The 23,506-nt window shown below is 37.4% G+C and carries 18 protein-coding genes and 1 pseudogene; all 19 read left to right on the forward strand.

Translation table 11 applies throughout. The features are described from left to right. The first annotated feature begins 1 nt into the window (after position 1). On the forward strand, positions 2–718 hold the full coding sequence (locus AC1DVB_RS03245; RefSeq protein ID WP_191929009.1) for a cupin domain-containing protein: 717 nt from the start codon (positions 2–4) through the stop codon (positions 716–718). 502 nt (positions 719–1,220) lie between these two features. Further along, positions 1,221–2,042: an FAD synthetase family protein gene (locus tag AC1DVB_RS03250; RefSeq protein WP_328119292.1), complete on the forward strand. Its 822-nt coding sequence runs from the start codon at positions 1,221–1,223 to the stop codon at positions 2,040–2,042. Beyond that, a complete protein-coding gene (locus AC1DVB_RS03255; protein ID WP_057275883.1) occupies positions 2,042–2,503 on the forward strand; it encodes a flavin reductase family protein in 462 nt (153 codons plus the stop codon). The genes AC1DVB_RS03250 and AC1DVB_RS03255 overlap by 1 nt, the downstream gene beginning before the upstream one ends. A 91-nt stretch (positions 2,504–2,594) precedes the next feature. After that, positions 2,595–3,368, forward strand: coding sequence for an IclR family transcriptional regulator (locus AC1DVB_RS03260; RefSeq protein WP_057275686.1), 774 nt, complete (start codon positions 2,595–2,597; stop codon positions 3,366–3,368). A 321-nt stretch (positions 3,369–3,689) separates the two neighbouring features. Next, complete coding sequence (locus AC1DVB_RS03265) at positions 3,690–5,003, forward strand: MFS transporter (RefSeq protein WP_239860436.1); 1,314 nt, start codon at positions 3,690–3,692, stop codon at positions 5,001–5,003. A 267-nt stretch (positions 5,004–5,270) separates the two neighbouring features. Continuing rightward, on the forward strand, positions 5,271–6,554 hold the full coding sequence (locus tag AC1DVB_RS03270; RefSeq protein ID WP_057275688.1) for an MFS transporter: 1,284 nt from the start codon (positions 5,271–5,273) through the stop codon (positions 6,552–6,554). Positions 6,555–6,655: 101 nt separating this feature from the next. Further along, positions 6,656–8,386 (forward strand): amidohydrolase, encoded by a 1,731-nt coding sequence (locus AC1DVB_RS03275; protein ID WP_477588150.1) that lies wholly within the window; start codon positions 6,656–6,658, stop codon positions 8,384–8,386. Positions 8,387–8,461: 75 nt separating this feature from the next. Next, positions 8,462–8,608, forward strand: a pseudogene (locus AC1DVB_RS03280) (FIMAH domain-containing protein); the annotation flags it as partial. 451 nt (positions 8,609–9,059) lie between these two features. Further along, the gene (locus tag AC1DVB_RS03285; protein ID WP_477588152.1) at positions 9,060–10,415 is read left to right on the forward strand and encodes an APC family permease; all 1,356 of its coding nucleotides are present in this window, start codon (positions 9,060–9,062) and stop codon (positions 10,413–10,415) included. A 27-nt stretch (positions 10,416–10,442) separates the two neighbouring features. After that, complete coding sequence (locus tag AC1DVB_RS03290) at positions 10,443–12,068, forward strand: amidohydrolase (protein WP_454862071.1); 1,626 nt, start codon at positions 10,443–10,445, stop codon at positions 12,066–12,068. A gap of 33 nt (positions 12,069–12,101) precedes the next feature. Continuing rightward, positions 12,102–13,001 carry a carbon-nitrogen hydrolase gene (locus AC1DVB_RS03295; protein WP_052137514.1) on the forward strand — a complete coding sequence of 300 codons (900 nt, stop codon included), beginning with the start codon at positions 12,102–12,104 and terminating at the stop codon, positions 12,999–13,001. A gap of 539 nt (positions 13,002–13,540) precedes the next feature. Further along, positions 13,541–13,681: a hypothetical protein gene (locus AC1DVB_RS03300; protein WP_153246179.1), complete on the forward strand. Its 141-nt coding sequence runs from the start codon at positions 13,541–13,543 to the stop codon at positions 13,679–13,681. Positions 13,682–14,732: 1,051 nt separating this feature from the next. Further along, the gene (locus AC1DVB_RS03305; RefSeq protein WP_057275692.1) at positions 14,733–16,037 is read left to right on the forward strand and encodes an MFS transporter; all 1,305 of its coding nucleotides are present in this window, start codon (positions 14,733–14,735) and stop codon (positions 16,035–16,037) included. Positions 16,038–16,332: 295 nt separating this feature from the next. After that, positions 16,333–17,250, forward strand: coding sequence for a class II fructose-bisphosphate aldolase (locus AC1DVB_RS03310; protein WP_477588155.1), 918 nt, complete (start codon positions 16,333–16,335; stop codon positions 17,248–17,250). A 148-nt stretch (positions 17,251–17,398) separates the two neighbouring features. Then, on the forward strand, positions 17,399–17,929 hold the full coding sequence (gene tpx / locus AC1DVB_RS03315; protein ID WP_057275694.1) for a thiol peroxidase: 531 nt from the start codon (positions 17,399–17,401) through the stop codon (positions 17,927–17,929). Between the two features lie 558 nt (positions 17,930–18,487). Continuing rightward, positions 18,488–19,153, forward strand: a complete 666-nt coding sequence (locus AC1DVB_RS03320; protein WP_230134720.1) for a GntR family transcriptional regulator — start codon at positions 18,488–18,490, stop codon at positions 19,151–19,153. Positions 19,154–19,494: 341 nt separating this feature from the next. Then, on the forward strand, positions 19,495–20,892 hold the full coding sequence (locus AC1DVB_RS03325; protein ID WP_057275695.1) for an NCS1 family transporter: 1,398 nt from the start codon (positions 19,495–19,497) through the stop codon (positions 20,890–20,892). 135 nt (positions 20,893–21,027) lie between these two features. After that, positions 21,028–22,410, forward strand: a complete 1,383-nt coding sequence (allB, locus tag AC1DVB_RS03330; RefSeq protein WP_095678297.1) for an allantoinase AllB — start codon at positions 21,028–21,030, stop codon at positions 22,408–22,410. A gap of 167 nt (positions 22,411–22,577) precedes the next feature. Continuing rightward, positions 22,578–23,333, forward strand: a complete 756-nt coding sequence (locus AC1DVB_RS03335) for an IclR family transcriptional regulator (protein ID WP_034314964.1) — start codon at positions 22,578–22,580, stop codon at positions 23,331–23,333. Positions 23,334–23,506 lie beyond the last annotated feature (173 nt).

A 23,506-nucleotide genomic window follows, 5' to 3' on the forward strand; every position in this document is an offset into this window, starting at 1 on the left:
AATGGAAAAATCAAAAATGAAAATTGATAGAAAACCAGAGTTGGAATTTGTTGAGTATAAAACCTTTGAGGCCGTTCCTTCAAAAACTGTAGAAGGTGCATCTCAACGAATTATTGCGCAGATTCCAGATACTAATGTAGCAACTCGTATCCTTGAACTGGAAGCAGGTACTGATACATCGCCTGATGGCGTACAAGTCCATGACTTTTGGGAGGAATTGTATATTATTGAAGGATCCTTAATCGATTTACGTCTAAATGAGGAATTTACAGCAGGAATGGTTGCATGCCGTCCTCCAGGGATGGAGCATGGTCCATGGAAATCACCTAATGGCTGCAGGATTTTCGAAGTTCGCTATTATGCAGATCAGAAAAAAGAAGAACATGAATTTGTCGATCATACCACTTTTGAAGCGCAGCCTTTTAGTAAAGTTAAGAGCCTTTCTGAAAGAATCATTGCTTCTGACCCTACTACAGGGGTCGCTACAAGAATTCTTCATAACGGTCCAGGGACAGATACATCTCCTAATGGCGTGCAAGTCCATGATTTTTGGGAAGAATTATATATTATTGAAGGATCTTTAATCGATTTGCGTCTAAATGAGGAATTTACAGCAGGAATGGTTGCTTGCCGCCCTCCAGGTATGGAACATGGACCGTGGAAATCACCAGATGGCTGTAAGATTTTCGAGGTCCGCTATTACTCCACGGAAAAATAAAGAGGCATGTACCGGGATTCTGCATTCCTATAGCAATATGGCAATCCATCAAATGGCTTCTCGTGACATCAAACAACGAGGAGCCTTTTATCTCTGATATATTCTTCCACAGGGACCAAGTGCTGAATGCTCAAATTGATAATTGGGTATCACAGGAAGCAGGTATGTGAATGTTCTGTGTGATGGATTATGTATACAGAATTCATTACACAGAACCCTTTAATCGTTAAAAAATGAGTGCACATTCAAGATTATTTGGAAAGTTGTTGATTCCGCATGAATGGGTAATACCCGTCCACCGGGCACGAAACTTGGTCCTTGGTTAGCAAACGGATGCAAGGTTTTTGAAGTCCAGTATTCCATTAAATAAAATCGACAACACCATTTTTTCCCCTTTGACAAAATTTTATTAACTTAATGACGGAGAAGGTGAAGCAAGTTGGAAGTTTACCATTTAACACATCCACTAAAGGGATCCCTATATCCAAGGGAGCCTCATGTAATGGCATTAGGTTTTTTTGACGGTGTTCATTTAGGTCATCAATCTCTGTTAATGCAAACCAAGAAAATAGCTGAAAAGAACAATCTTAAATTCACGGCGATGACCTTCGATCCACATCCAAATGAAGTAATCAAATTGGAGAAAGATTGGAGATATATAACTCCCCTGGCTTTAAAGATTGAAAGAATGGCTGCCATTGGAGTGGATAAACTTTTTGTCATAAAGTTTAATTTATCATTTGCTTCCCTTTTGCCATCTGATTTTATTAAACAATATGTTTTAGGTCTTCAAGCTAAACACTTAGTTGTGGGCTTTGACTTTACCTTTGGTAAAAAAGCTCAGGGGACTGCTGATTATTTGCAAAAAATGAGTAAAAATAACCCTTTTGATGTAACCGTGATTTCAAAACAGGTACATAATGGCGAAAAAATAAGTTCAACCATAATCAGGAAAATAGTAAGGGCCGGAGATGTCCACCTTGTTCCTTACTATATGGGACATCATTTTGAAGTTAAAGGGGTCGTTTATGGTTCAAATAGACATAAACACGATAAAAAGAAAAATATGGAGTTCCATATCGAAAATAAGTATATCCTGCCAGCACCAGGTGTATATCATGTAGAAATCAAAACCTGGAACAAAACTTGTCAGGGGTTATTTATAAGATATGGGTCCAGCAGGAAAAATGATGAAATTAGCGGTCAAGTTATAGAAATGCTGAAGGGAGGTGTTGCGGAAGAAGTGACGGTTAAATTTTTAAAACAGATACCTTTTGAGTCAAAGTCTCAGTGCAGTACAAATTTTAAGGAGGTTATAAAATGATGGATGATAGAAATTTTAGAAATGCGATGGGGAAATTTGCTACAGGAGTAACAGTGATCACGACACTTTTAGAAAATGAAGCACACGGTATGACGGCGAATGCATTTATGTCAGTTTCCCTTAACCCAAGGTTGGTTATCATATCCATAGGCGAAAATGCTAAAATGCTAGATAAAATTAATGAGTCTGGAAAATTTGCTGTAAATATATTGTCAGATGCCCAAAAAGAGTTATCCATGCATTTTGCAGGGCAGATTAAAGATAATCGCCAGATTGAATTTGGCTGGATAAATGAACTTCCAGTAATAAAAAATGCTTTAGCAAACATCGTCTGTAAGGTCCATAGTAAACAAATAGCTGGGGACCATACACTCTTTATTGGAGAAGTAACTGAACTCGACATTAGCGAAGGGGCACCACTAACCTTCTATGAAGGGAAATACGGCAAAATACTCAGCTAAACTTATGGCAGGATTATTTTTTAAGTTTAATAGTTAAAGTTGTGTGAGCTTTCTAAAAAGGGCTTTTGTTGTGGTTAAGGAGGGGAAACTCATGCAAAGCAAAAATAAGACAGTCGTCAGATCAATGGATATCCTTACTCTTTTCTTAACGCATTCAAAGCTAAGTCTTAATGAAATCGTACAGTTTTCAGGGATACCGAAAACATCTGTTTTTCGAATGGTGATGTCACTTGAAGAGATGGGTCTTCTCGATAAAGATAGAGGTGGAAAATACTCACTTGGGCTGTTATTTCTTCAGTTTGGCCATTTAGTAGCTGAACGGTCCGATATTCGAGAAGTAGCTCTGCCGATTATGCAAAAACTTCATGATAAGGTAGGGGAAGCCGTTAATCTCATCGTACTTGATGGCAATGAGGCAATCTGCATCGAAAAACTGGATACAAAACAGCGGGTAAGGCTTAATACGGCAATTGGCCGGAGAATGCCGCTATATGCCGGAGCGTGTTCACGTGTTATTCTCGCTTTTCAGCCGAAGTATGAACAGGAACAATATTTAGAGCAAACCGAACTGAAGTCGATCGCATCTGGAACGATTACAGTTAATGAGAGACTTCGTACTCTTCTAGAAGAGACTCGAAAAACGGGATTTACGGTCAGTCACTCGGAACTTGAAAATTATATATCTGCAGTAGCCGCTCCTATTTTTGATCATAAAGGTTATATCATAGCGGGCATTAGTGTTGCAGGTCTTGAGGTGAACTATGAAAAGGAGTTATTGCCTCCATTGGTTAAAAAGGTTAAGTGTGCAGCACTCGAGATTTCATGGAAATTTGGATATACCGATAAACATCTTTGCTTAGGTTGATATATCAATATGTCCACGGTTGAGAACAAGTGGCGATTGTCTTTAAACTTTTTCACCAGAACGACTTTTATCTTTATTGACTGTATTTCTATAATGTATTGTGTATACACAATACATTATACATAATACATATTGAATTAAAAGCTCATTAACTCATGTTCAAGATGATTACGGATGGGAAAGCAATACGAGAGGTAAGAGTCAGGCTCTCTACCTTCTATTAAAGAAAATGTGGAAGAATTATCGGAAGGCCATCTTGATAATTCTTCAACATCTAAGAAACCACATCCAGAAATATAACTAATTCGGAGGTGTGTTAAATTGAGTGGGAAAAAGAAACTGGACAAGAAATCAAAAAAGATATTATTTGCGAGTTTACTTGGCAGTACCATTGAATTTTATGATTTCTTTCTTTATGGAACCGTTGCTGCACTTGTGTTTAATAAACTGTATTTTCCTAATGATGATCCATTTGTAAGTTTATTGCTTGCTTATGCATCATTTGGCATTACTTTTTTTATACGACCTCTTGGAGGGCTTGTATTTAGTCATTTGGGAGACAAGTTTGGCAGGAAAAATACTCTCGTGCTTTCACTTTTATTAATGGGAGTTTCTACCGTCTGTATTGGACTCCTTCCAACATATAGCATGATAGGGCTTTGGGCACCAATCCTCCTTGTTTTCTTTCGTCTCGTTCAAGGTATCGGGCTTGGCGGAGAATGGGGAGGAGCAATACTCCTAGCTGTTGAATCTGCGCCTAAAGAAAGACGTGGCTTTTTTGGAAGCTTTCCTGCAATGGGTATCCCTCTTGGGATGTTACTAGGGACATTTTCCATTTCATTAATGAGTTTACTTCCAGAATCACAATTTCTATCATGGGGATGGAGAGTGCCATTTGTCTTAAGTGCGATTTTGGTTGTTATTGGTATTTGGATACGAAAAGGGATTGAGGAAACCTCGGCATTCAAAGAAGAGAAAGAAAAAGGAAACGTCGTAAAAATTCCACTCTTTGAGACACTCCGATATCATTGGAGAGCGGTATTGATTTCTTTAGGTGCAAAATGTGTTGAAGTGGGCCCATTCTACTTATTTTCCACATTTTTCATCTCCTATGCTACGGAAACACAGGGTTTTTCAAGGACTACAGCTTTAAATGTAGTTACGGTGGCAACAATCGTTACAGCAATTTGCATGCCATTTATGGGAATGTTGTCTGATAAAATTGGCCGTAAACGAGTCTTTCTTATTGGGACAATCGGGATAACTCTTTTTGCCTTTCCATACTTTTATTTGTTTTCCTTACACTCTACTCCTTGGTTATATGTTATTTCAATAGTAGGATTAGGAATTCTATGGCCTCCAATTGCGGCGACTATTGGTACAATGTTTACTGAAATGTTTAATACGAATGTTGGCTATACAGGAATAACACTTGGTTATCAAACAGGCTCTGCATTATTTGGTGGAACTGCTCCAATGATTGCGACTATATTAGTCGGCGCTTACAATAATTCTTGGATTCCACTGGCATTATTTTTAGTATTTCTTTGTATCGCCTCTCTTATTTCAGTATTATTTGTCCGAAATAGTCAAAGTAACAGTATTCCTCTCTCTGAAAGTAGAACAATCGACTAAAAGGATTCAGAAAATCCAATAGGTGGGTAATGGTTTGTTTTCTACTGGGAGATCGTTGGTGAAGAAAAATCGAATCAAATGTTTGATTTAATCTTTAATAATAGTAACGTTTTCACAGTTGATGAAGATTAAAGTTGGACGGTAGCGGTTGCTGTTAGGGATGAAGAGATGCTTTACGTTGGTGAAAACTTTGAGTGATTGAAATCTGAAGTTAAGCAGAAAAAATTAAATATCATGATTCCATTATCCATTAAGGGGAGGGATATTTTGAAAAAGAAACCAACAAAGGTTAGATGGGGACTTGCACTGTTTTTCTTTATCATCGGTGTAATCGCTTACATGGATAGGTCAAATATTTCTATAATAGCAAAGCCTATGATGGATGATTTAGGATTGGATAAAGTTCAGTTTGGTATGCTTGCATCATTATTCTCATTAGGTTACGCGTTAGTTCAAATTCCAGCTGGACTTTTGGCGGAAAAATTTGGGCCAAGGAAAATGATTGCATTTTCTCTTATTTGGTGGTCAGTATTTACAGGTCTTACAGGTTTAGTGAAATCTCACAGTCTTTTGTATGTAGTGAGATTCTTATTTGGAATAGGTGAAGGACCAATGTTTCCATCTAACGCCGTATTTAATACAAACTGGTTTAGAAAAGATGAAAAAGCTAGAGCTTCTAGTGCCTTATTGGCAGGTTCATATTTTGGACCAGTTATAGCCCCTATCGTTACGGTTTATATCTATCAATACTTTGGCTGGCAAGCTGTATTTTACATTTTTGGTATTTTAGGAATAATGATTGCAGCTGTATGGTACGTTATTGCCAGGGACTATCCTGAAATTCACAAATTAGTTAATGAACAAGAAAAAGAATATATACTTGAAAACAGAGAAATTGTTGAAACTGCTAAAGTGAGGGCACCTTGGAGTAATTTTCTGAAAAACTCTCAATTTTGGGCGTTAGGAGTGCAGTATTTTGTTGTTTTATATATTATTACTTTCTTTTTAGTTTGGTTACCTACTTATCTATTGGAAGATAGGGGATTCTCATTAAGTAAAATGGGATTTGCTGCAAGCCTACCATGGTTGGCAATTCTGATAACTGTAATGTCTGGTGGAATTCTTTCCGACTACTTAGTGCATAAAGGATTTTCAAAACAAATATCTAGATCCTCTTTAGCAATAACAGGCTTATTAGTTTTTATTATTTCAATGTACCTGGCTGTTATGACAGTATCACCATATATGAATGTTTTGTGGTTATCATTATGCTTGGGCTCACTCGGATTCACAGTAGTGTGTTCTTGGGCCGCAGCTACAGACTTAGGGAGAAACTTTTCTGGATCAGTTTCAGGTTGGATGAACTTATGGGGGAATTTAGGAGCATTTGTATCACCGTTATTATGTGGATGGTCAGCAGAAAACTTTGGTTGGAATATCACTTTAGGAGTAACAGTAATCCCTGTGTTTATTGCAGCTATATTGTGGGTGTTTGTGAAACCAGATACCTCTTTACTAAATACAACTGAGCAATTACCAATGAATTTTTAGTATTTCAAGTGGATTAAATAGTTCAATGTCAAATTTTTTTTAGTTCCTATAGAAATTTGATTACTAGGGTGAAAAAATCAATCGATAGGGGTTTGATTACGATGAAGAAAAAATACTTCTTACTTTTTTTTATAGCTTTGCTTTTTAGTTCGGTATTTACCGGGTGTTCGTTGGAAAAGAAAAGTTCGAATAAGGTGACTGGGAAGGTAACTTCGAATCAAACGGCTGATTTGATTTTTAAAAACGGTGAAGTCTACACAGTTGATAAAGATCGGAGTTGGGAGAAAGCAGTTGCGGTTAAGAATGGCAAGATTCTCTACGTTGGTGATAACAAGGGAGCTGCAGCCTTCAAGGGGAACGATACCAGAGTGATTGATCTAAAGGGGAAAATGGTCATGCCTGGGTTTACCGACAGTCATAACCATGCGTACCTAATGGCAGAAAGCCTTTTTTGGCTAAGTCTCAATCCTTATTCCACAGTGGAAAAACGCCAACAGGCTATCAAGGATTACTTAAAAGAGCATCCCAATATAAAGCAATTACGTGGAGTAGGCTGGGATGACATCAAACGAGATAGTAAATCCAGAGGGCTGGCTCCTAAAGAATTGCTTGACCAAGTTGTCCCTGATATACCTGCTGTCTTTATCTCAAACGGCCATCACAGTATATTAGTCAACTCAAAGGCTCTTGAGATTGCAGGGATAGACAAAAACACCCCTGATCCGCAAGGCGGGACTATTGAACGTGATCCTAAAACAGGAGAGCCGACAGGAGTTTTAAACGAATTTTCCGCCGAAAACCTTGTAATTAACGTTCTTCCTCAACCGGACTTTACGGTAAAGCAGTATAAAAAGACGCTTTTAACTTGGCAGAAAACAGCTGCAGAGGATGGAGTTACCTCAGTATTCGTGCCTGTTCACTACCCAACGGAAAGTTTGCTTAAAGCATTTGAAGAGCTTGATAATGCGGGTAAATTGACCGTGAGATACGATTTAGGGTTATGGGCTGATGAAAACAAAGGGACAAAGCAAATCGGGAGGTTAAAAGAACTCCGTAACAAATATCAAGGAAAGTCGTACAAGATAGATACAATTAAAATATTTGCTGATGGTGTCGGAGAAAATAAACTAGTTTGGGATCAAAATATATTAGAGAAGACCGTGGCAGCTTTGGATAAAGAAGGTTTTCGCGTCTATATCCATGCGATTGGCAATCAGGGGTTTTACCCTTCTCATAATGCTTTAGACGCTTTTGAATATGCGGCTAAATTAAATGGAAAAAGGGATTCGCGTCATGTAATCACCCATTTAGACTGGGTAAAGGAAAATGATGTTGCCCGGTTTAAGGACTTAGGAGTAATACCTACTCCTCAACCTTCCTGGTTTGGTAAGGATTGGTATACCAATGTAAGAGGTGAGGGGTTGAAGGAACTTAATCATATGGGTAGCTATTTTGAAGCCGGAATACCGGTTGCTTCATCGAGTGATTTTCCTTCAACAGATACTTTTAAAAGAGATATGTATCCCCTTACAGGATTAGAAGTAGGGATAACGAGATTGGATCCAGACAAAACCACAGAAGACGATCTAAATAAAGTAGTGTGGCCTAAGGAAAAAGCTTCTCTCGAAGATATGATTACTAGCTATACAATCAACGGAGCTCATTTGATTTTCCAAGAGGATGAAAGAGGTTCTATAGAGGCGGGCAAGAAAGCGGACTTGATCGTTTTAGACAAAAATCTCTTTCAGATTCCAGTAACGTCAATTGGTGAAGCGAAGGTCTTGATGACTTTTTTCGAGGGGAAGGAAGTATTCCGTCATCCTAATTATTAATGCATCCTATATAAAGACACTTGTTGAGCAATTCGAAGAAGATAGGGAAATTGTCAACCATGTGTTGCCCGTTCACTACAGACACATTTGGATACCGTGGTCCGTTTTGAAAAACTGGAAGCAGACAAAAGGATTGTCAAGCACATTAAAAGGTTTAACAAGTTACTTGGTAAGCATAAAAAAGATGGGTTGATATCCAAGGATGCGTATACCTTTAATTAAGAAGTGGCAAAAAGATTGCAAGAAAGACCTGGGTTACCAAGTTGATGTCGAATAATGTAGTTTCAAGGGGAGGGATGTTCGTGGTCCCTTTTCTTATACTCATAAATAAATAAGTTTTGAGGGCTTTTTCTATATGACACAGTAGTAATAAGCGCGGGATTTGCGTGTCATATCAGATACAATTTAACGATGACGCCATTACGGCACGTAGCTTATTTCGAACCTTATTCGTATGAACCAGAATACACGGTGAGACATCTTCGTAGCTAATGACTATTATGCAATCATAATTAATTGATGCAATATTGCATAAAACTAGTAATCCATTAAGTAGTCAGTATATTTTAGTTATTGGGAATATACGGATAATTCAACCGTTAAATAATCAATCTCCGCTTGGTATGGTATTTGCATATAAATTAATTAATCACGAATAAGGGTGGAGTGATACATGGAGAATGCAAAATTAAGACGTTCGTTAACAGTATTTCCCTTAGTTCTATTTGGATTGGCTTATATGGCACCTACAACAGTTTTTTCAACTTATGGAGTTGTTGCGGAAATAACGAAAGGGATGGTGCCGGCTGCTTATATCATAGCTTTGGTAGGTATGTTGTTTACAGCCTATAGTTATGGTCAAATGGTCAAGGCCTACCCTGTTGCCGGTTCTGCTTATACATTTACTCAAAAGGCCCTTAATCCTCACCTTGGATTCTTAGTGGGATGGGTCATCCTATTGGACTATTTATTTTTGCCAATGATCAATGGATTATTGATCGCCATTTACTTAAACGCGTATTTTCCATCCGTTCCCTTTTCCGTCTGGTTAATTGCCTTTGTCATTTTAATCACCGCTGTAAATATAATTGGAGTGAAAATAGCAACAAAAATAAATCTATTATTAGTTGCCTTTCAATTCTTAATAATCGTTATATTTACATTCCTCTCGATTAAAGGGTTACTGAACGGAATGGGTTCAGGAACATTATTCATGAGTTCTCCATTCGTGAATGGCGATATACCGCTATCTTTAGTATTGGCAGGATCCTCCATTTTATGTTTATCTTTTTTAGGATTTGACGCTGTAACCACATTTTCGGAGGAGACCATTAATCCGAAAAAAATGATACCAAAGGCCATTTTCCTCGTCGCATTAATAGGGGGAGGTCTGTTTGTCGCCATCTCATACATCAGTCACCTTGTTTACCCGAATTTCCAAGCCTTTAAAGATCCAGATTCCGCTTCCTTGGAAATTGCCATGTACATCGGGGGTCATTTATTTCAATCTATTTTTCTAGCAGGATACATTACCGGGGGGCTGGCTTCCGGTTTATCAGCTCATGCAAGTGTTTCGCGGCTTTTGTATGCGATGGGAAGAGATGGAGTTCTTCCAAAGAAAATATTTGGTCATATTCATCCGAAATTTCAAACTCCAACACACAACATCATCTTAGTGGGTATTTTTGCTTTATCTGCTTTATTTGTTGATTTAGTGACAGCCTCATCCTTTATTAACTTTGGGGCGCTTGTTGCATTTACTTTTGTCAATCTTTCGGTTATCTCCCATTATTTTATTAGAGAAAAACAGCGAAAAGGAATTAATGCACTGAAATACCTTATACTGCCGATTACTGGTACGGGTTTCACAATTTGGTTATGGACCAGTCTTGATTCAAAGGCACTTTTACTCGGACTAGGATGGTTCGGAATTGGTGTCATCATGCTGCTTTCAAATACGAAAATGTTTAGTAAGCGGCCGCCAGAGCTTTCTATTGATAGTGCGATTGAAAAAGAAATTCAAGCATAAAAGCTTTATGCATCAAGGAGGATAATAATGGTAAATGCAGATATCATTCTTTCTGGTCAACATGTTTTTACTGGATTACAAGATGAGCCTATACAGGCAGCTATCGCTATTAAAGATAATAAAATGATTAAAATCGGTTCTAAAGAAGATATAATGTCATTCCTTGGAGATCAAACAAAGGTGTATGACTTCGAAGAAGGGCTGATCATTCCGGGATTTCATGATTTTCATATGCACATTATGATGGGAAGCATTTTACAGAAGGATAGTGCCAAATTATTTGATGCAGCTTCAGAAGAAGATGCAGCCAAAATAGTAGCCGAATTTGCAGAAACGAGACCAAATGATGAGTGGATATTCGGTGTTGGCTGGGATCATACCAATTGGAAGAATAAAGTGCTGCCACATAGAACGACACTGGATAAATATATTTGTGATCGTCCCGTTTTATTATTCAATGCAGAAGTGCATTACGCATGGATCAATAGTAAAGCGATGGAAATGATCCAATTAACGAAGGATACCCCAAATCCGGAATATGGGGAAATTGGAAAAGACGAAAATGGGGAACTGACAGGCCTTCTATTTGAACAGGCAATTGGGTATGCATCAGAACATGCATACAAATTACCGAAAGAAAAACGTGTAAACCTATTCCAAGATTTTCTTAATGAAACAAAAAGGTTGGGAATCACATCCGTAAATGATTTATACGGAGCTAAAATTGCTCCGAATCCATTAGACGACCTTGAAATTTTTAAGGAATTTGAGAGAGAAGGGTTACTAACAACCAGAATTCACTTTTCGCCGGAGTTAAAAATGGATGTAGCTGCGGCCAAGGAATTACAAAAAAATTATCAGTCAGACAAGCTTACCTTTTCTGGATTAAAACAATTTATAGATGGGGTCGTGACTAGTCATACTGCTTTTTTATTGGATTATTACAAAGACCGTCCTGAAACAAAAGGCGGGACCACTTTTCCAGCTGAAACAATTAAACAATTAGTAAAAAAGGCAGATAAGGAAAAATTTCAAATTCGTTTCCATGCTATTGGTAACGGTGCTGTCCGCTTAGCATTGGATGCATTTGAAGAAGCGAGAAACGTAAATGGGGAAAGGGACGCCAGACATGTCATTGAACATGTGGAGGTATTGCATCCAGACGATGTTCATCGCTTTAAGGAATTAAATGTAATCGCCTCATTTCAACCTAAACATATTGAATTAATGGAAAGTGAGGCATATACGGCCAGAATCAGTGAAAAACAACAACCACTCTATTATCCTATCAAAACACTCATGGATACTGGTGCAAAAATTGCCTTTGGTACAGATTTTCCTGTAGTGCCCTTAAATCCCATGATGGGCATTTATCAGGCAATCACGAGAAAAGATTTAACCGGGAAGGCGTGGCAAGAGTCGGAAGGAGTAACGTTAGCAGAAGCGTTAAAGTATTACACGGCTACACCGGCATTCGGGTCTTTCAGAGAAAAGGAATTAGGCACATTGGAAGCAGGGAAGATAGCGGATATCGCAGTATTAAATAAAAATTTATTTAGCATATCAACAGAGGAAATTCTTGAAACAGAAGTGAAGATGACGATCATGGATGGAAAGATCGTATATGAAAACCAGGTCGTCACAACCGTATAAGATAAAAAATGATAAAAGGTAGGTAGTGAGAAAATGTCAAAAGTGAAAGTTGGGCTTATTCAAATTCATTGCGGGGAATTCATTGCGGAAAATATTCAAAAAACGATAGGGAAAATAAAAGAAACAGTAAATAAAGGCGCACAAATCGTTTGCTTGCAGGAATTATTTTCTTCGCAATATTTTCCGCAAACGGTTAGTGTGAAAAATTATGATTTAGCAGAAGATGTAGATAGCGGTACATTGGCCGCAATGGGTGAATTGGCTAAGGAATTGGCCATTGTCTTGATTGTCCCTTTTTACGAAAGAGCAGGTGCTGGTATTTATTTTAATAGTGCAGCTGTATTTGATGCTGATGGGGAATGTTTAGGGATTACAAGAAAAAATCATATTCCGGATGGTCCCCAGTATCATGAAAAATATTATTTCGTTCCAGGCAATACTGGATATCCTGTCTATGAAACGGCTTATGGAAAAATAGGAGTCGGGATTTGCTGGGATGAGTGGTATCCAGAAGTTGCCCGAATTTTGAGCTTACAAGGTGCAGAAATATTATTCTATCCTTCTGCTATTGGTTCAGAGCCAGACCATCCCGAGATATCAACAAGATCATCCTGGGAAAAGGCAATTTCCGCTCATGGCATTTCTAATGGTGTATTCGTTGCTGCGACAAATCGAGTGGGCCAGGAAAAGGACATGAATTTTTACGGCGGTTCATTCATTAGCGATACATTCGGGAATATTTTAGCTTCACTTGATGAGGAAGAAGGAATTATTGTCCAAGAAATTGATTTAAAAGAAATAGAAGAGACCAGAAAAATTCTGCAATTCTTTAGAGACCGTCGTGTCGATACATACGGTCCTATATTACAAAAAGAAATACTCCCGACCCCATCCCCTTCAAAAAAGGGAACAAACAAAGCGCTGTTTAGTTGATATGTAAGAAATAGCAGGCCGGAGTACCTGCTCAGACTGTAGGCAAACCTGATAATGATCGAGTTTGCCGAAATCAATTTATTTTCCACTCTAGACACTCGTTTTCCGCGGGCGGTCCGGGAGCCTTCTAGGCACGGCGCCTGTGGAGTCTCCCTTGGAGAGGCTAAATTTTAGGCGAAGCTATTAGTGGCAGAACTAAATACACTGTGCTTGCAGCAGTTACAAATAATGACTGACTGCATTGCTTGGATAATCTATCGTTGAAATGATAAAAACCAATTTTCCTATATGGAGAGTTGGTTTTTTACGTTATTCATTGGCCGTTAATGTAACAGGCATTCTATTTCTTGCTTTATGATCGGAGCTGTCGCTAAGGCGGCTTTTTCTTATAAGACGGTTAGCTAAGAACAATATGGGAAATACTAAGAGAAACGAAATTCTTACCGAATTTTCAGAAAAATACATTGACGGGAAAACAAGGTTGTTATATATTATTAATAAGTTAAATTTATTGTTATATAACAGAAGGAGGAATCTAGATGATGAACATTTATGACAAAGCTTATGAAAGTTATTTAAAGATTTGTGAAAGGTATGAAATCGAGTCGATAAACATTGACCATTTCATCAAAAATTTAACTAAAGATCAGTTGGATGAATACAGTAAATTAGCCGTTTAAACGAAAGGACGTGATTGCAAAGATGGACCTCCCGGTTGATGTAGATGTAGAAGCCAGTTAGAAACCCCACCAGTTGCTATGGGAACAGGTGGGGTTTTGTCATATGTTTTAAGAGCTTATTTTTAATAGGATAACTCGGCATGTTGCACAGATTTTGTTGGCAATTTATACCAGCGATGACCCTCTTTATTTGTTGTTGAGCACTTTAATAGCTCGCCCGATGACAAAGGTAACTATCAATATGTTCATCGTTTCATGGTCATGTTTGCGAAAGAACCTTCTATTGTTCGAGGACGTGTATAGGGTAAAGCCAGTATGATTGTAATTGCTGGTGTTTTATTAGTTCATCTGATCTTATAAAATCAAAGCAATAAAATATCATTTACTATTACATTACTAGTAAAAGAGAAAGGCTGTGTCATAAACTTTAAGGGGAAGGGTGTAAAATTCAGAATTTTCTTGAAAGTGGTTCATGCACATGTTAGAATTCATTTCAGGTAAGAATATTATAAATAAGATGATTTTGATTTTTTGTTGAAACTACGTTTCCTAATAAGCAACGAAAACCAATAATGAAGGGACTAAAGAATCTATCTAGGATAAAGTCTATGGCGACGCCTTCTTGCCTAGTACTTTAAAACAAAAAATCAGTACAATGATTGTTATACCGTTCGACATAACTAATCATTCTTTTTATACAAAATTTTTTGGTTATAGAAAGGAACAGCGTTGCTTATTAGGGAACTAGGAGTGTTGATTAAACATCTTCAGTTTTAATATTCTTCAAATCTATTTATAAGGGGGGGAGAAAGATGATTTGAAGTGCTTCATTGGACGGGAAATAATAGGTAATAAAATTAGTTTACAGCACCGGTAAAAGTTATGGCGATGTATGTTAATGATTTATTTTGTGGAATGGAAGAAATGTAAGCGCTTGTATAAAGGTTATCAGTTGGTAATGTACCGTGTTTTTACTGTAACACCGTAACTAGTTTAGAAAAGGCACAACTTTACATGATGGAAATGAAATCATTCAGGAGGTTTTTGTTTAATGAACAAACAACTGCAGCTGAAAAAGAAATCTAAATGGAAAGTTCGTTATACTGTCTTATTCGTATTATGGTTATGTTGGCTGTTTTCTTTCCTGGACCGAATGGTAATCACTATTGCATTGCCATATATTGGTGAAGATCTTAATCTTACGGCAACAGCTCAAGGATTACTGTTAAGTATTTTCTTTGCGGGGTATGCACTGTTCCAAATTCCGGGCGGGATGTTATCAGATAAATTTGGCTTTCGTCGTGTGATGAGCATTGCGATTGTTTGGTGGTCAATTTTCACATCATTGACTGGTTTTATTTTTTCTTATCCACTTATGTTACTTATTCGATTCGTTTTCGGTTTAGGTGAGGCATGTTTACCAGGTGCTGCTTATAAAGGAATAGCTAATTACTTTCCCAGTAAACAACGAGGAACAGCTACTGGAATTCAGTCAACAGTTAATACTTTAGGACCGGCTATTGCTGCTATTGCTGCTGCAGCAATTATTGGGGCATTTGGATGGCGTACCGTTTTTATCGTAATGGGTATTCCGGGCATTATACTCGGTCTGTATATCTGGTTTAAATTCAAAGATAATCCGAAAGATCATCCTAAAATGACGAAAGAAGAGCTTGCAGAATTAGAGGAAGACATTGAGAATGAAAAATCGAATGAAGAAAAAAACTCAGGAGTTTCCTTTAAGGAACTATTTAAAAAACCGATTTTATGGCAAATGGCGTTCATTTGGTTCTTCTTTGATATTACTTTCTGGGGCTTCACTTCTTGGCTTCCATCTTATCTGATAAATGTTAGGGGGCTTTCTTTAATGGATACTGGCATTTTCAGTGCCTTACCGTATTTAGTAGGTACAGTCTCCATTATTCTTGGTGGGTACTTGTCAGATAAAGTAAAAGGAAAGAGGAAATGGGTGTTTATTCCTAATGCTGTAATTAGTGGGCTGGCATTATTATTAATGCTTCAATCTACTTCCACTGCAGTGGTCATTACGTATCAATGTGTTGCTGCATTCTTCATGTTCTTAGCTCAAGGAGCATTCTGGGGACTGGTTGTTGACACGCTTCCTGCGAAAATAATGGCTGCAGGTTCATCTACTGTTAACTGTTTCGGATCGATTGCAGGATTTATCTCCCCGTTATTAATGGGTTATATGATTGAAAGCAGCGGTGGTTCTTACAATTCAACTTTCATATTAATGATTGCAGCCATCATTGTAGCAGCAATTATTGCCCTTACGATTGGCAATAATACCGAAAAAGAAAATTCATTAAAGTCAGGAACAATAGTGGAAGCCTAATTTGAATTGCTAATTTAGTAAGTAAATGGATTCATTTATCTTTGTTGAGAATGTTTTTTTACGTGGTAATAGCATTATATTTAGAAAACCCTTGTTGAAAAGAGGCTGTCAGATGCCGAATCCTGTACATTGAAATACAGACGCTTTTTTTCAGATAGTGGGTAAGAAAGAGGGGGAAATGTTGGATTTTCAGAAAAGTATTTAAAATTAAAAGGGAACACTGTTGCTCATTAGGTAACTTAAAGGGCGTGAATGAACGAAATAAGTTAAATCATCTTTAAGGGAGTTTGAATGAATGAAAGTAAATATAAAACCAAACAATGTTAGTTCATTAACAAAGGTACTTGCAGTAGCTACGCAAAATCAATTTGCTGTCGGTTCGTTTACCCCTAGAGCTACAAAGATGGTAGCTCCTATACTTAGAGCGGCCCAAGAAAAGAAATCTGCGGTTATTGTTCAAACTTCTGAGAGGGAGCAGGAACGATATGGAATTAATTTAGCGGAATTTAGCCGAGAGTTTTATCGTGTGATCCAAGAGGAGAATATTACGATCCCTGCTGTGTTACATTTAGACCATACGAAGGATTTCAATGTAATTGCAGAAGCCATCGAAGTTGGTTTTACATCCGTTATGATTGATGCATCAGAGCAACCATTCAATAAAAATATTGAGATAACAAAAAAGGTTGTTGAGTATGCACATTCAAAAGGCGTAACTGTAGAAGCTGAATTAGGCAAGATAGGGACAACCGACTTTATTGAAACCGACGTTGATGAAGAGCTATTTACAGAGCCTGAAGAAGCAAAACAGTTTGTTGAAGAGACCTGTATTGATGCATTAGCGATTTCTATCKGAACTTCACATGGGGTTTATCTCGTTAAAGATCCAAAAATTGATATTGATCGTTTAATGGAAATTCGTGCATTAACATCTGTACCTTTAGTGTTACATGGCGGTTCAGGCACTCCTTCAGAGATGATAAAGAATGCAATTCAAATTCCTAATGGTGGAATTAGTAAAGTGAATATTGCAACAGATTTAGAACATATGATGATAAAAACTCTTAATCGAGAAATTCATGTTACAGAAAAAGAGTGGTCGGAACTACCGACTGAAACATTGACTTTAGTCCAAAACGCAGTTCAGAACGTAGTAAAAGAAAAAATTGAAAACTTTTTACTAAGTAGTGATAGTGCTTCTTACTATGTTTAAGGAGTAATATGATACGAACCTTTGAACAGTACCCCATATATTAGACACATGGATAAACCCTTTAACCACATAATTTATGGCTATACTACTTATCGTTGAAGGTAACTTTTTTTAGAAGAATTGCTAAGGGAATAGGAGGAAAAATAATATGTCTATAGAAAGATCAAATATAGTAACATTTGCTGGAAATCCAGTTACGTTGATTGGGAGTGAAATTCGTGTTGGGGATAAAGCGCCAAATTTTGAAGTGTTAGCAAACGATCTCTCAAAAGTTACACTTGAAGATTCAAAAGGGAAAGTCCGCCTTATCTCATGTGTTCCCTCTCTTGATACAGGAGTATGTGACGCACAAACACGGCAATTTAACCAATCAGCTAGCAATCTAGGAAATGATGTAGAAGTGTTAACAATTAGTGTAGATCTTCCATTTGCACAAAAAAGATGGTGTGGAGCAGCAGGAATAGAAGAAGCCCAAACCCTTTCAGATCATTTTAAGATGTCATTTGGAACAGCTTATGGCACATATATAAAGGAACATCGTTTAGAATGCCGTGCAGTATTCGTTGTAGATGAAAATGATATCGTACAGTATGTTGAATACGTTCCGGAAATTACGGAACATCCGAACTATGAAGCAGCTATAAAAGCAATTAAATCATTTATAAAAGTTAAAAAGTGATATAAGTAAGCAATATACCATGTTTAAAGATCCTAAGAAGTAAAATGTTACTGCATTAAAATCTTTTTTTCTCAGTAGATAGGCTGCCTTTCAAAAGGTCAGCCTTTCTCCTATATGGCTATTAATAATGGGGTGGTGAGGTGCAAAAGTTGTTATTACCTTAAAGGAATAGTCTTAAGTAGAAAAATTGCATCCTGCTATAATAGTATTTATTTTATGTAAATAAGGAGATAAAAATATTCTGAATTTTGAAATTTTTTGTTGAAAAACTAAATTAGTGGTGATAGTATAAAAAATGTGAAATATAGAATAAAATGTTATATTTTACTCACTTATTGAAACGATGTTGCTTATTGAGGGACAGGAAGGGCGGCTAGATCTTTTGAGATTTGGCAATGTTCTTTGAAAACAGACAGATTGAAGCAACTTAAACAACTTAATTTAAATGATCAATCATATAAAATTTAGTACAATAATCCAGTTCAAATTTTTTTACCCAGTATTGTATACAATACTGCATTCAATTTTGAATTCTTCATTGAGGGGAGGTATAAAGTGTTGAATAGTTTAGAAATGGATATCTATAAAAAAATCAAGCAAGCTATTATCCAGCAAAAGCTTCGGCCAAATATGCAACTCATAGAAAAGGATCTTGCTGAATCGTTTGGCGTAAGCCGTACCCCTGTTCGAAATGTTCTGCGCAGATTGGAATATGAAAAATTAGTGAAAATTAAAGAGCATAAAGGTACCTTTGTCTCCTGTTCAACAATTGAAGAAGCAAAAGAAGTATTTGAAATGAGGAGAATCTTAGAAGGGGAAGCAGTGCGAAGAGCATGCAGACTCTATAATGAGGAACAATTAAAAGAACTAGAGACTCTGGTAGAAGAAGAACGACATATTTATGGTAGTCTGGATTTTTATGAATCTTTAAAAGTCTCTGGGGATTTTCATTTGAAAATAGCTGAAATCGCAGGGAATTCGTATTTTTATCAATATCTGGAAGACCTGATTTCCCTAACTTATGTGATTATAGCAATCTATGGAAGAGGTAAAATGGAAACATGTGGTTCTCACGATCATTTGCAAATTTTTAATGCCATTAAGCAAAGGGACGGTGATCTTGCAGAACGCTTATCTCTCATTCATCTTAGTGAAATTGAGTCGAATCTTCATTTTAATGAGGAATTACAGATCTCTTCCTCCTTGTCAGATATATTTCTTTAATTGTAATTTGATATACAGTTAATGAAAGCGCTTACCATTAGGGTTTTTAAGGAGGTGATACAGCCCTTCGAAAGCATTTTCAGATTTAAAGTGTTGTCATGTGGTTTTTTTTTGCAAATTCAAAGAAACGACGTTGCTTAATGCGCGACAATACATCGAGTGATGGAAAATAGTACTTTTAACAAAACAAATTCGCATTTTAATTCCTGTGAATGATGAACGGAAAAGACCACTTAGAAGGAAGTTTGTAACATATCATAGCCTTGGCAAACATCTAAGACCTAACTTGTTAACCAATGCATTAAAATGCGGCAAACAATAAAAAAGGGGTTGGATGTATTATGTCTACAAATTTAGAAAGTTACGTTCCACAAGAAACGCAGATCCAACATGATACGGGTGTGGATGAATCACTTAATCCGAAAACTGAGGAAGGTAGGACGGTAAGTCCGGTAGACTATATTTTCATGTGGGTTGGTGACGGTGTTAATCTAGGTAATATGACGCTTGGAGCCAGTATGATTGTAGCGGGAATCGCTACGTTAAACATCTTTCAGACATTTGCCGCAGCTATCATGGCAATTGGTATCATTTCAACTGTTTTTGCTTTAAATGATAGGCTCGGATACAGAACGGGTATCCCATATGTTGTACAGCTTAGAATGTCCTTTGGCCTGAAAGGTTCCGTAATATCATCACTGATGCGCGGTATTCCCGCCATCGTTTGGTACGGTTTTCAAAGTTGGATTGGCGGTACTGCCTTAAATGAAATTGCGAAGATTATGACGGGTGGAGCCTTTGATAATGTTGCCATTTGCTTTGTCGTGCTGCAGTTAGTGCAAATTGGACTTTCGCTGTATGGATTCCATGCCATTAAATGGGTGGAAACGCTTGCGTCTATTGTTATTGTACTTGCGCTTCTCTATGTATTTGGCGTTCTACTAACCTCCTATAGCGATGTTATTGCAGAAAAATGGGTTCATGCAGAAGGATCATGGGGCTTGCCTTTCTTTGCATTGATCATGATGTTTATGGGGAATTATGCGGCTATCTTTTTAAGTGCAGCGGACTATTCAAGAGAGCTAAAAACCGGTATTAGCGACAAAAAACGCGGGTTTTTGTACTTTCTTCCTATTTTAACAGCGTACGGCTTGACACTTACAATCGGTGGAATGCTTGCTTCCGCAACCGGCATCAACAATCCTGTGAAAGCATTTGCGGTCGTGGTGGATAACTCGTATATTACCCTCTTTGTATCCGCATTTATTGTTTTGGGTGCGGTGGCAGTAAACATGGTTGCCAATATCATTCCGCCAACCTATGTTATTACATTGCTTACAAAAATGAAATATAAACCTGCAGTTACCATAACCGGACTGCTTGCATTTTGTTCATTCCCTTGGGTTCTTGTGCAGGATTCTTCGGCAAAGGGTCTTGGAATCTTCATTCTTATATATTCCGCATTTTTAGGACCGATTGTTTCTATATTATTAGTCGAATATTATATATTAAGAAAGCAGAAGGTGAATGTTGCAGATTTGTATAAGGAAGACGGTCCATTTGCCGGGTATAATCCAGCAGCGGTGCTTGCATTGCTAATCGGCGCCGGTGCAGCCTGTTTGAAAGTGGAGCTGGCATGGATTATCGGCGTTGTTGTGGGAGGCAGTGCATATTTGCTTTTGATGAAATTTGCATTTAAAGATTCAAAATTCAAAAAGGGTACAATTTTTGAAAAGTAGACTTGTATTTCTATGTTTCCGGGGGCTATTCTCTCTGTCTATTTATAATGGATTGATGCAATCTGAGGAGGAAATGAACAAGGCAATTGAACAATGTTAATATACTGAAAATTGCAAAAAAAGGGGGTTGGGAGAATGAAGTTTGATTTAGTTATAAAGAACGGAAATGTAGTAATTGAAAATACAGTGGAACAACTAGATATCGGTATACTTCATGGTAAGATTGCAGAAATTTCAAAAGAAATAACCGGAGAATCTGCTGAAATCATAGATGCTGCTCATCAATATGTCATGCCTGGGATGATAGATGCCCATGTCCATATTTGCGAGCCAGGCAGAACGGAGTGGGAAGGGTTTGTAACAGGAACTCAAGCACTGGCTGCAGGAGGAACAACATCATTTGTAGATATGCCATTAAACGCTTTGCCGGCAACGACTACAAAGAGTTCACTGCATTTAAAATTAAGATCTGCTGAAAATAAGGCGTATGTTGATTATGCTTTGTATGGTGGATTAGTTCCTGATAATCTCCAAGATTTAGAGGACCTTTCTAACGAAGGCGTTGTGGCTTTCAAATGTTTTATGGCAACATGTGGCAGTGAGGAAATTGGAGATTTTAAAAATGTTGATGATTTTACTTTATATCAAGGTATGAAAAAACTATCGGAATTGGGGCATATTTTATCTATACATGCTGAGAATGCAGAGCTTACCGATAAACTGGCAATTGAAAAGAAAAAACAAGGGAAGACAACAGCAAGGGATTATGTAGAGTCCCGCCCCATTTTTACTGAGGTTGATGCTGTAAAACGTGCTTTGTTATTGGGGAAAGAGACTGGATGCAAATTGCATTTTGTTCATATTAGCAGTGAAGAGGCTGTTGAAGAAATCCTTAAAGCACGAAAACTAGGCCAAGAGGTTACGATAGAATCGTGTCCTCACTATTTCACGTTGGATATGGAAACCTTTGAAAGGATAGGACCTGTTGCGAAATGCGCCCCGCCGCTTCGTACTAAAGCAGAACAAGATAAATTATGGGAAGCTCTTAAGGAAGGGAAAATTGATATCCTGGCCTCAGACCATTCCCCATGTCCTCCAGAAATGAAGCAGAGCAACACGAATAATATGTTTGATGTGTGGGGAGGGATTAGTGGCTGCCAAAATAATGTTGATTTAATGTTTGACGAGGCTGTTAAGAAACGTGGGGTTTCTGTAAGTGATTTTTCAAAGATGATTGCGACTAAACCTGCAGAAATATTTAACTTAAGAAATAAAGGAAGCATTAAAGTTTCCTATGACGCTGATATCATTCTTCTTGATCCAAATAAATCATACACCATTCAGCCAGAAGATTTGTATTACCGTCATCAACAAAGCCCTTATGTTGGAAGAAAGATTAACTGTCGAGTGACGAAAACGCTTGTAAGAGGACAACTAGTATTTGATTTTGAGAAAGGGATTGTAAGTCATCCAATTGGGAAGTTCATTTCGGCAAAAAATAGTTTCGTACAAGCATAAAGTTATGTAAAGAAGGTTGACCCAAAAGGGCACTTTAGTTGCCCTTAATGGCGTCATACCTTCTTTTTTGGTTTATTTTTTGACTGGTATTATGTCTGGGTATTGCTCTTGTGGTAAGATAAAGAAACAGGATCAGTAATATAGGATTTAATCGGAGGTTAATATAAATGGTTAAGTCAGTAGATAGGGCGTTAACAATTATTTCATTAGTGAGCAAGCGTAAAGAAGGGATTGGGGTTACTGAGCTGGCCTCCAACCTAGATTTAAATAAAAGCTCTATATTCAGACTATTAAGTACTCTTGTAGATCATGGATTCATCGAACAAAATCCTGAAACTAAAAAATATAGATTAGGCTATAAATATTTAGAATTAAGTTCGATGCTGCTTGAATCTATTGACTTGAGAACTCAAGCTAAACCATTTCTGGAAGAGTTAGAATCACATATTAATGAAGTGATCCACTTGACCGTATATGATCAAGGAGAGGTAGTCTATATTGAAAAACTTGAGGGAAGTGAAACCCTTAGAACACATTCACAAGTAGGAAGACGTGCCCCAATGCATTGTACGGCAGTTGGGAAGGTAATCTTGGCCCATCTGCCATTAAATGAGATCGTAGATATAATTGACAAGCATGGTTTACCAAAACATACTGAACAAACGATTACCGATAAAGAATCCTTTTTTAAAGAATTGGGAAAAATAAGGAACGAAGGTATTGGTAGGGAAATTGAAGAAAATGAACAAGGAATCACCTGTATTGCAGCGCCAATTTTTGATAATCGTAAGAAAATTACAGCTGCTGTTAGTATATCAGGACCAAGCATCCGAATGACTGAAGAAAGATTAACTGAAATTAAACCAATTATAATGGATATTGGTAAAAAGATTTCCAAAAGGCTTGGTTACACAGATAATTAAATAATGTGAAAAAGAATTGGTATAATGCCAATTCTTTTTTTGTGAACAAAAGGGGTTCTAAAAAGTTAAAACAAAGTTGATTGGAACGGAGGGTGCGATACTTCTGCTGGAAAAGCGAGTGCCCGGAGAGGAGAACGTTCAAATTGTCTACAGTCTGAAAGAATGTTTAAGAC

The sequence above is a fragment of the Peribacillus sp. P4_D6 genome (genome assembly GCF_056401795.1).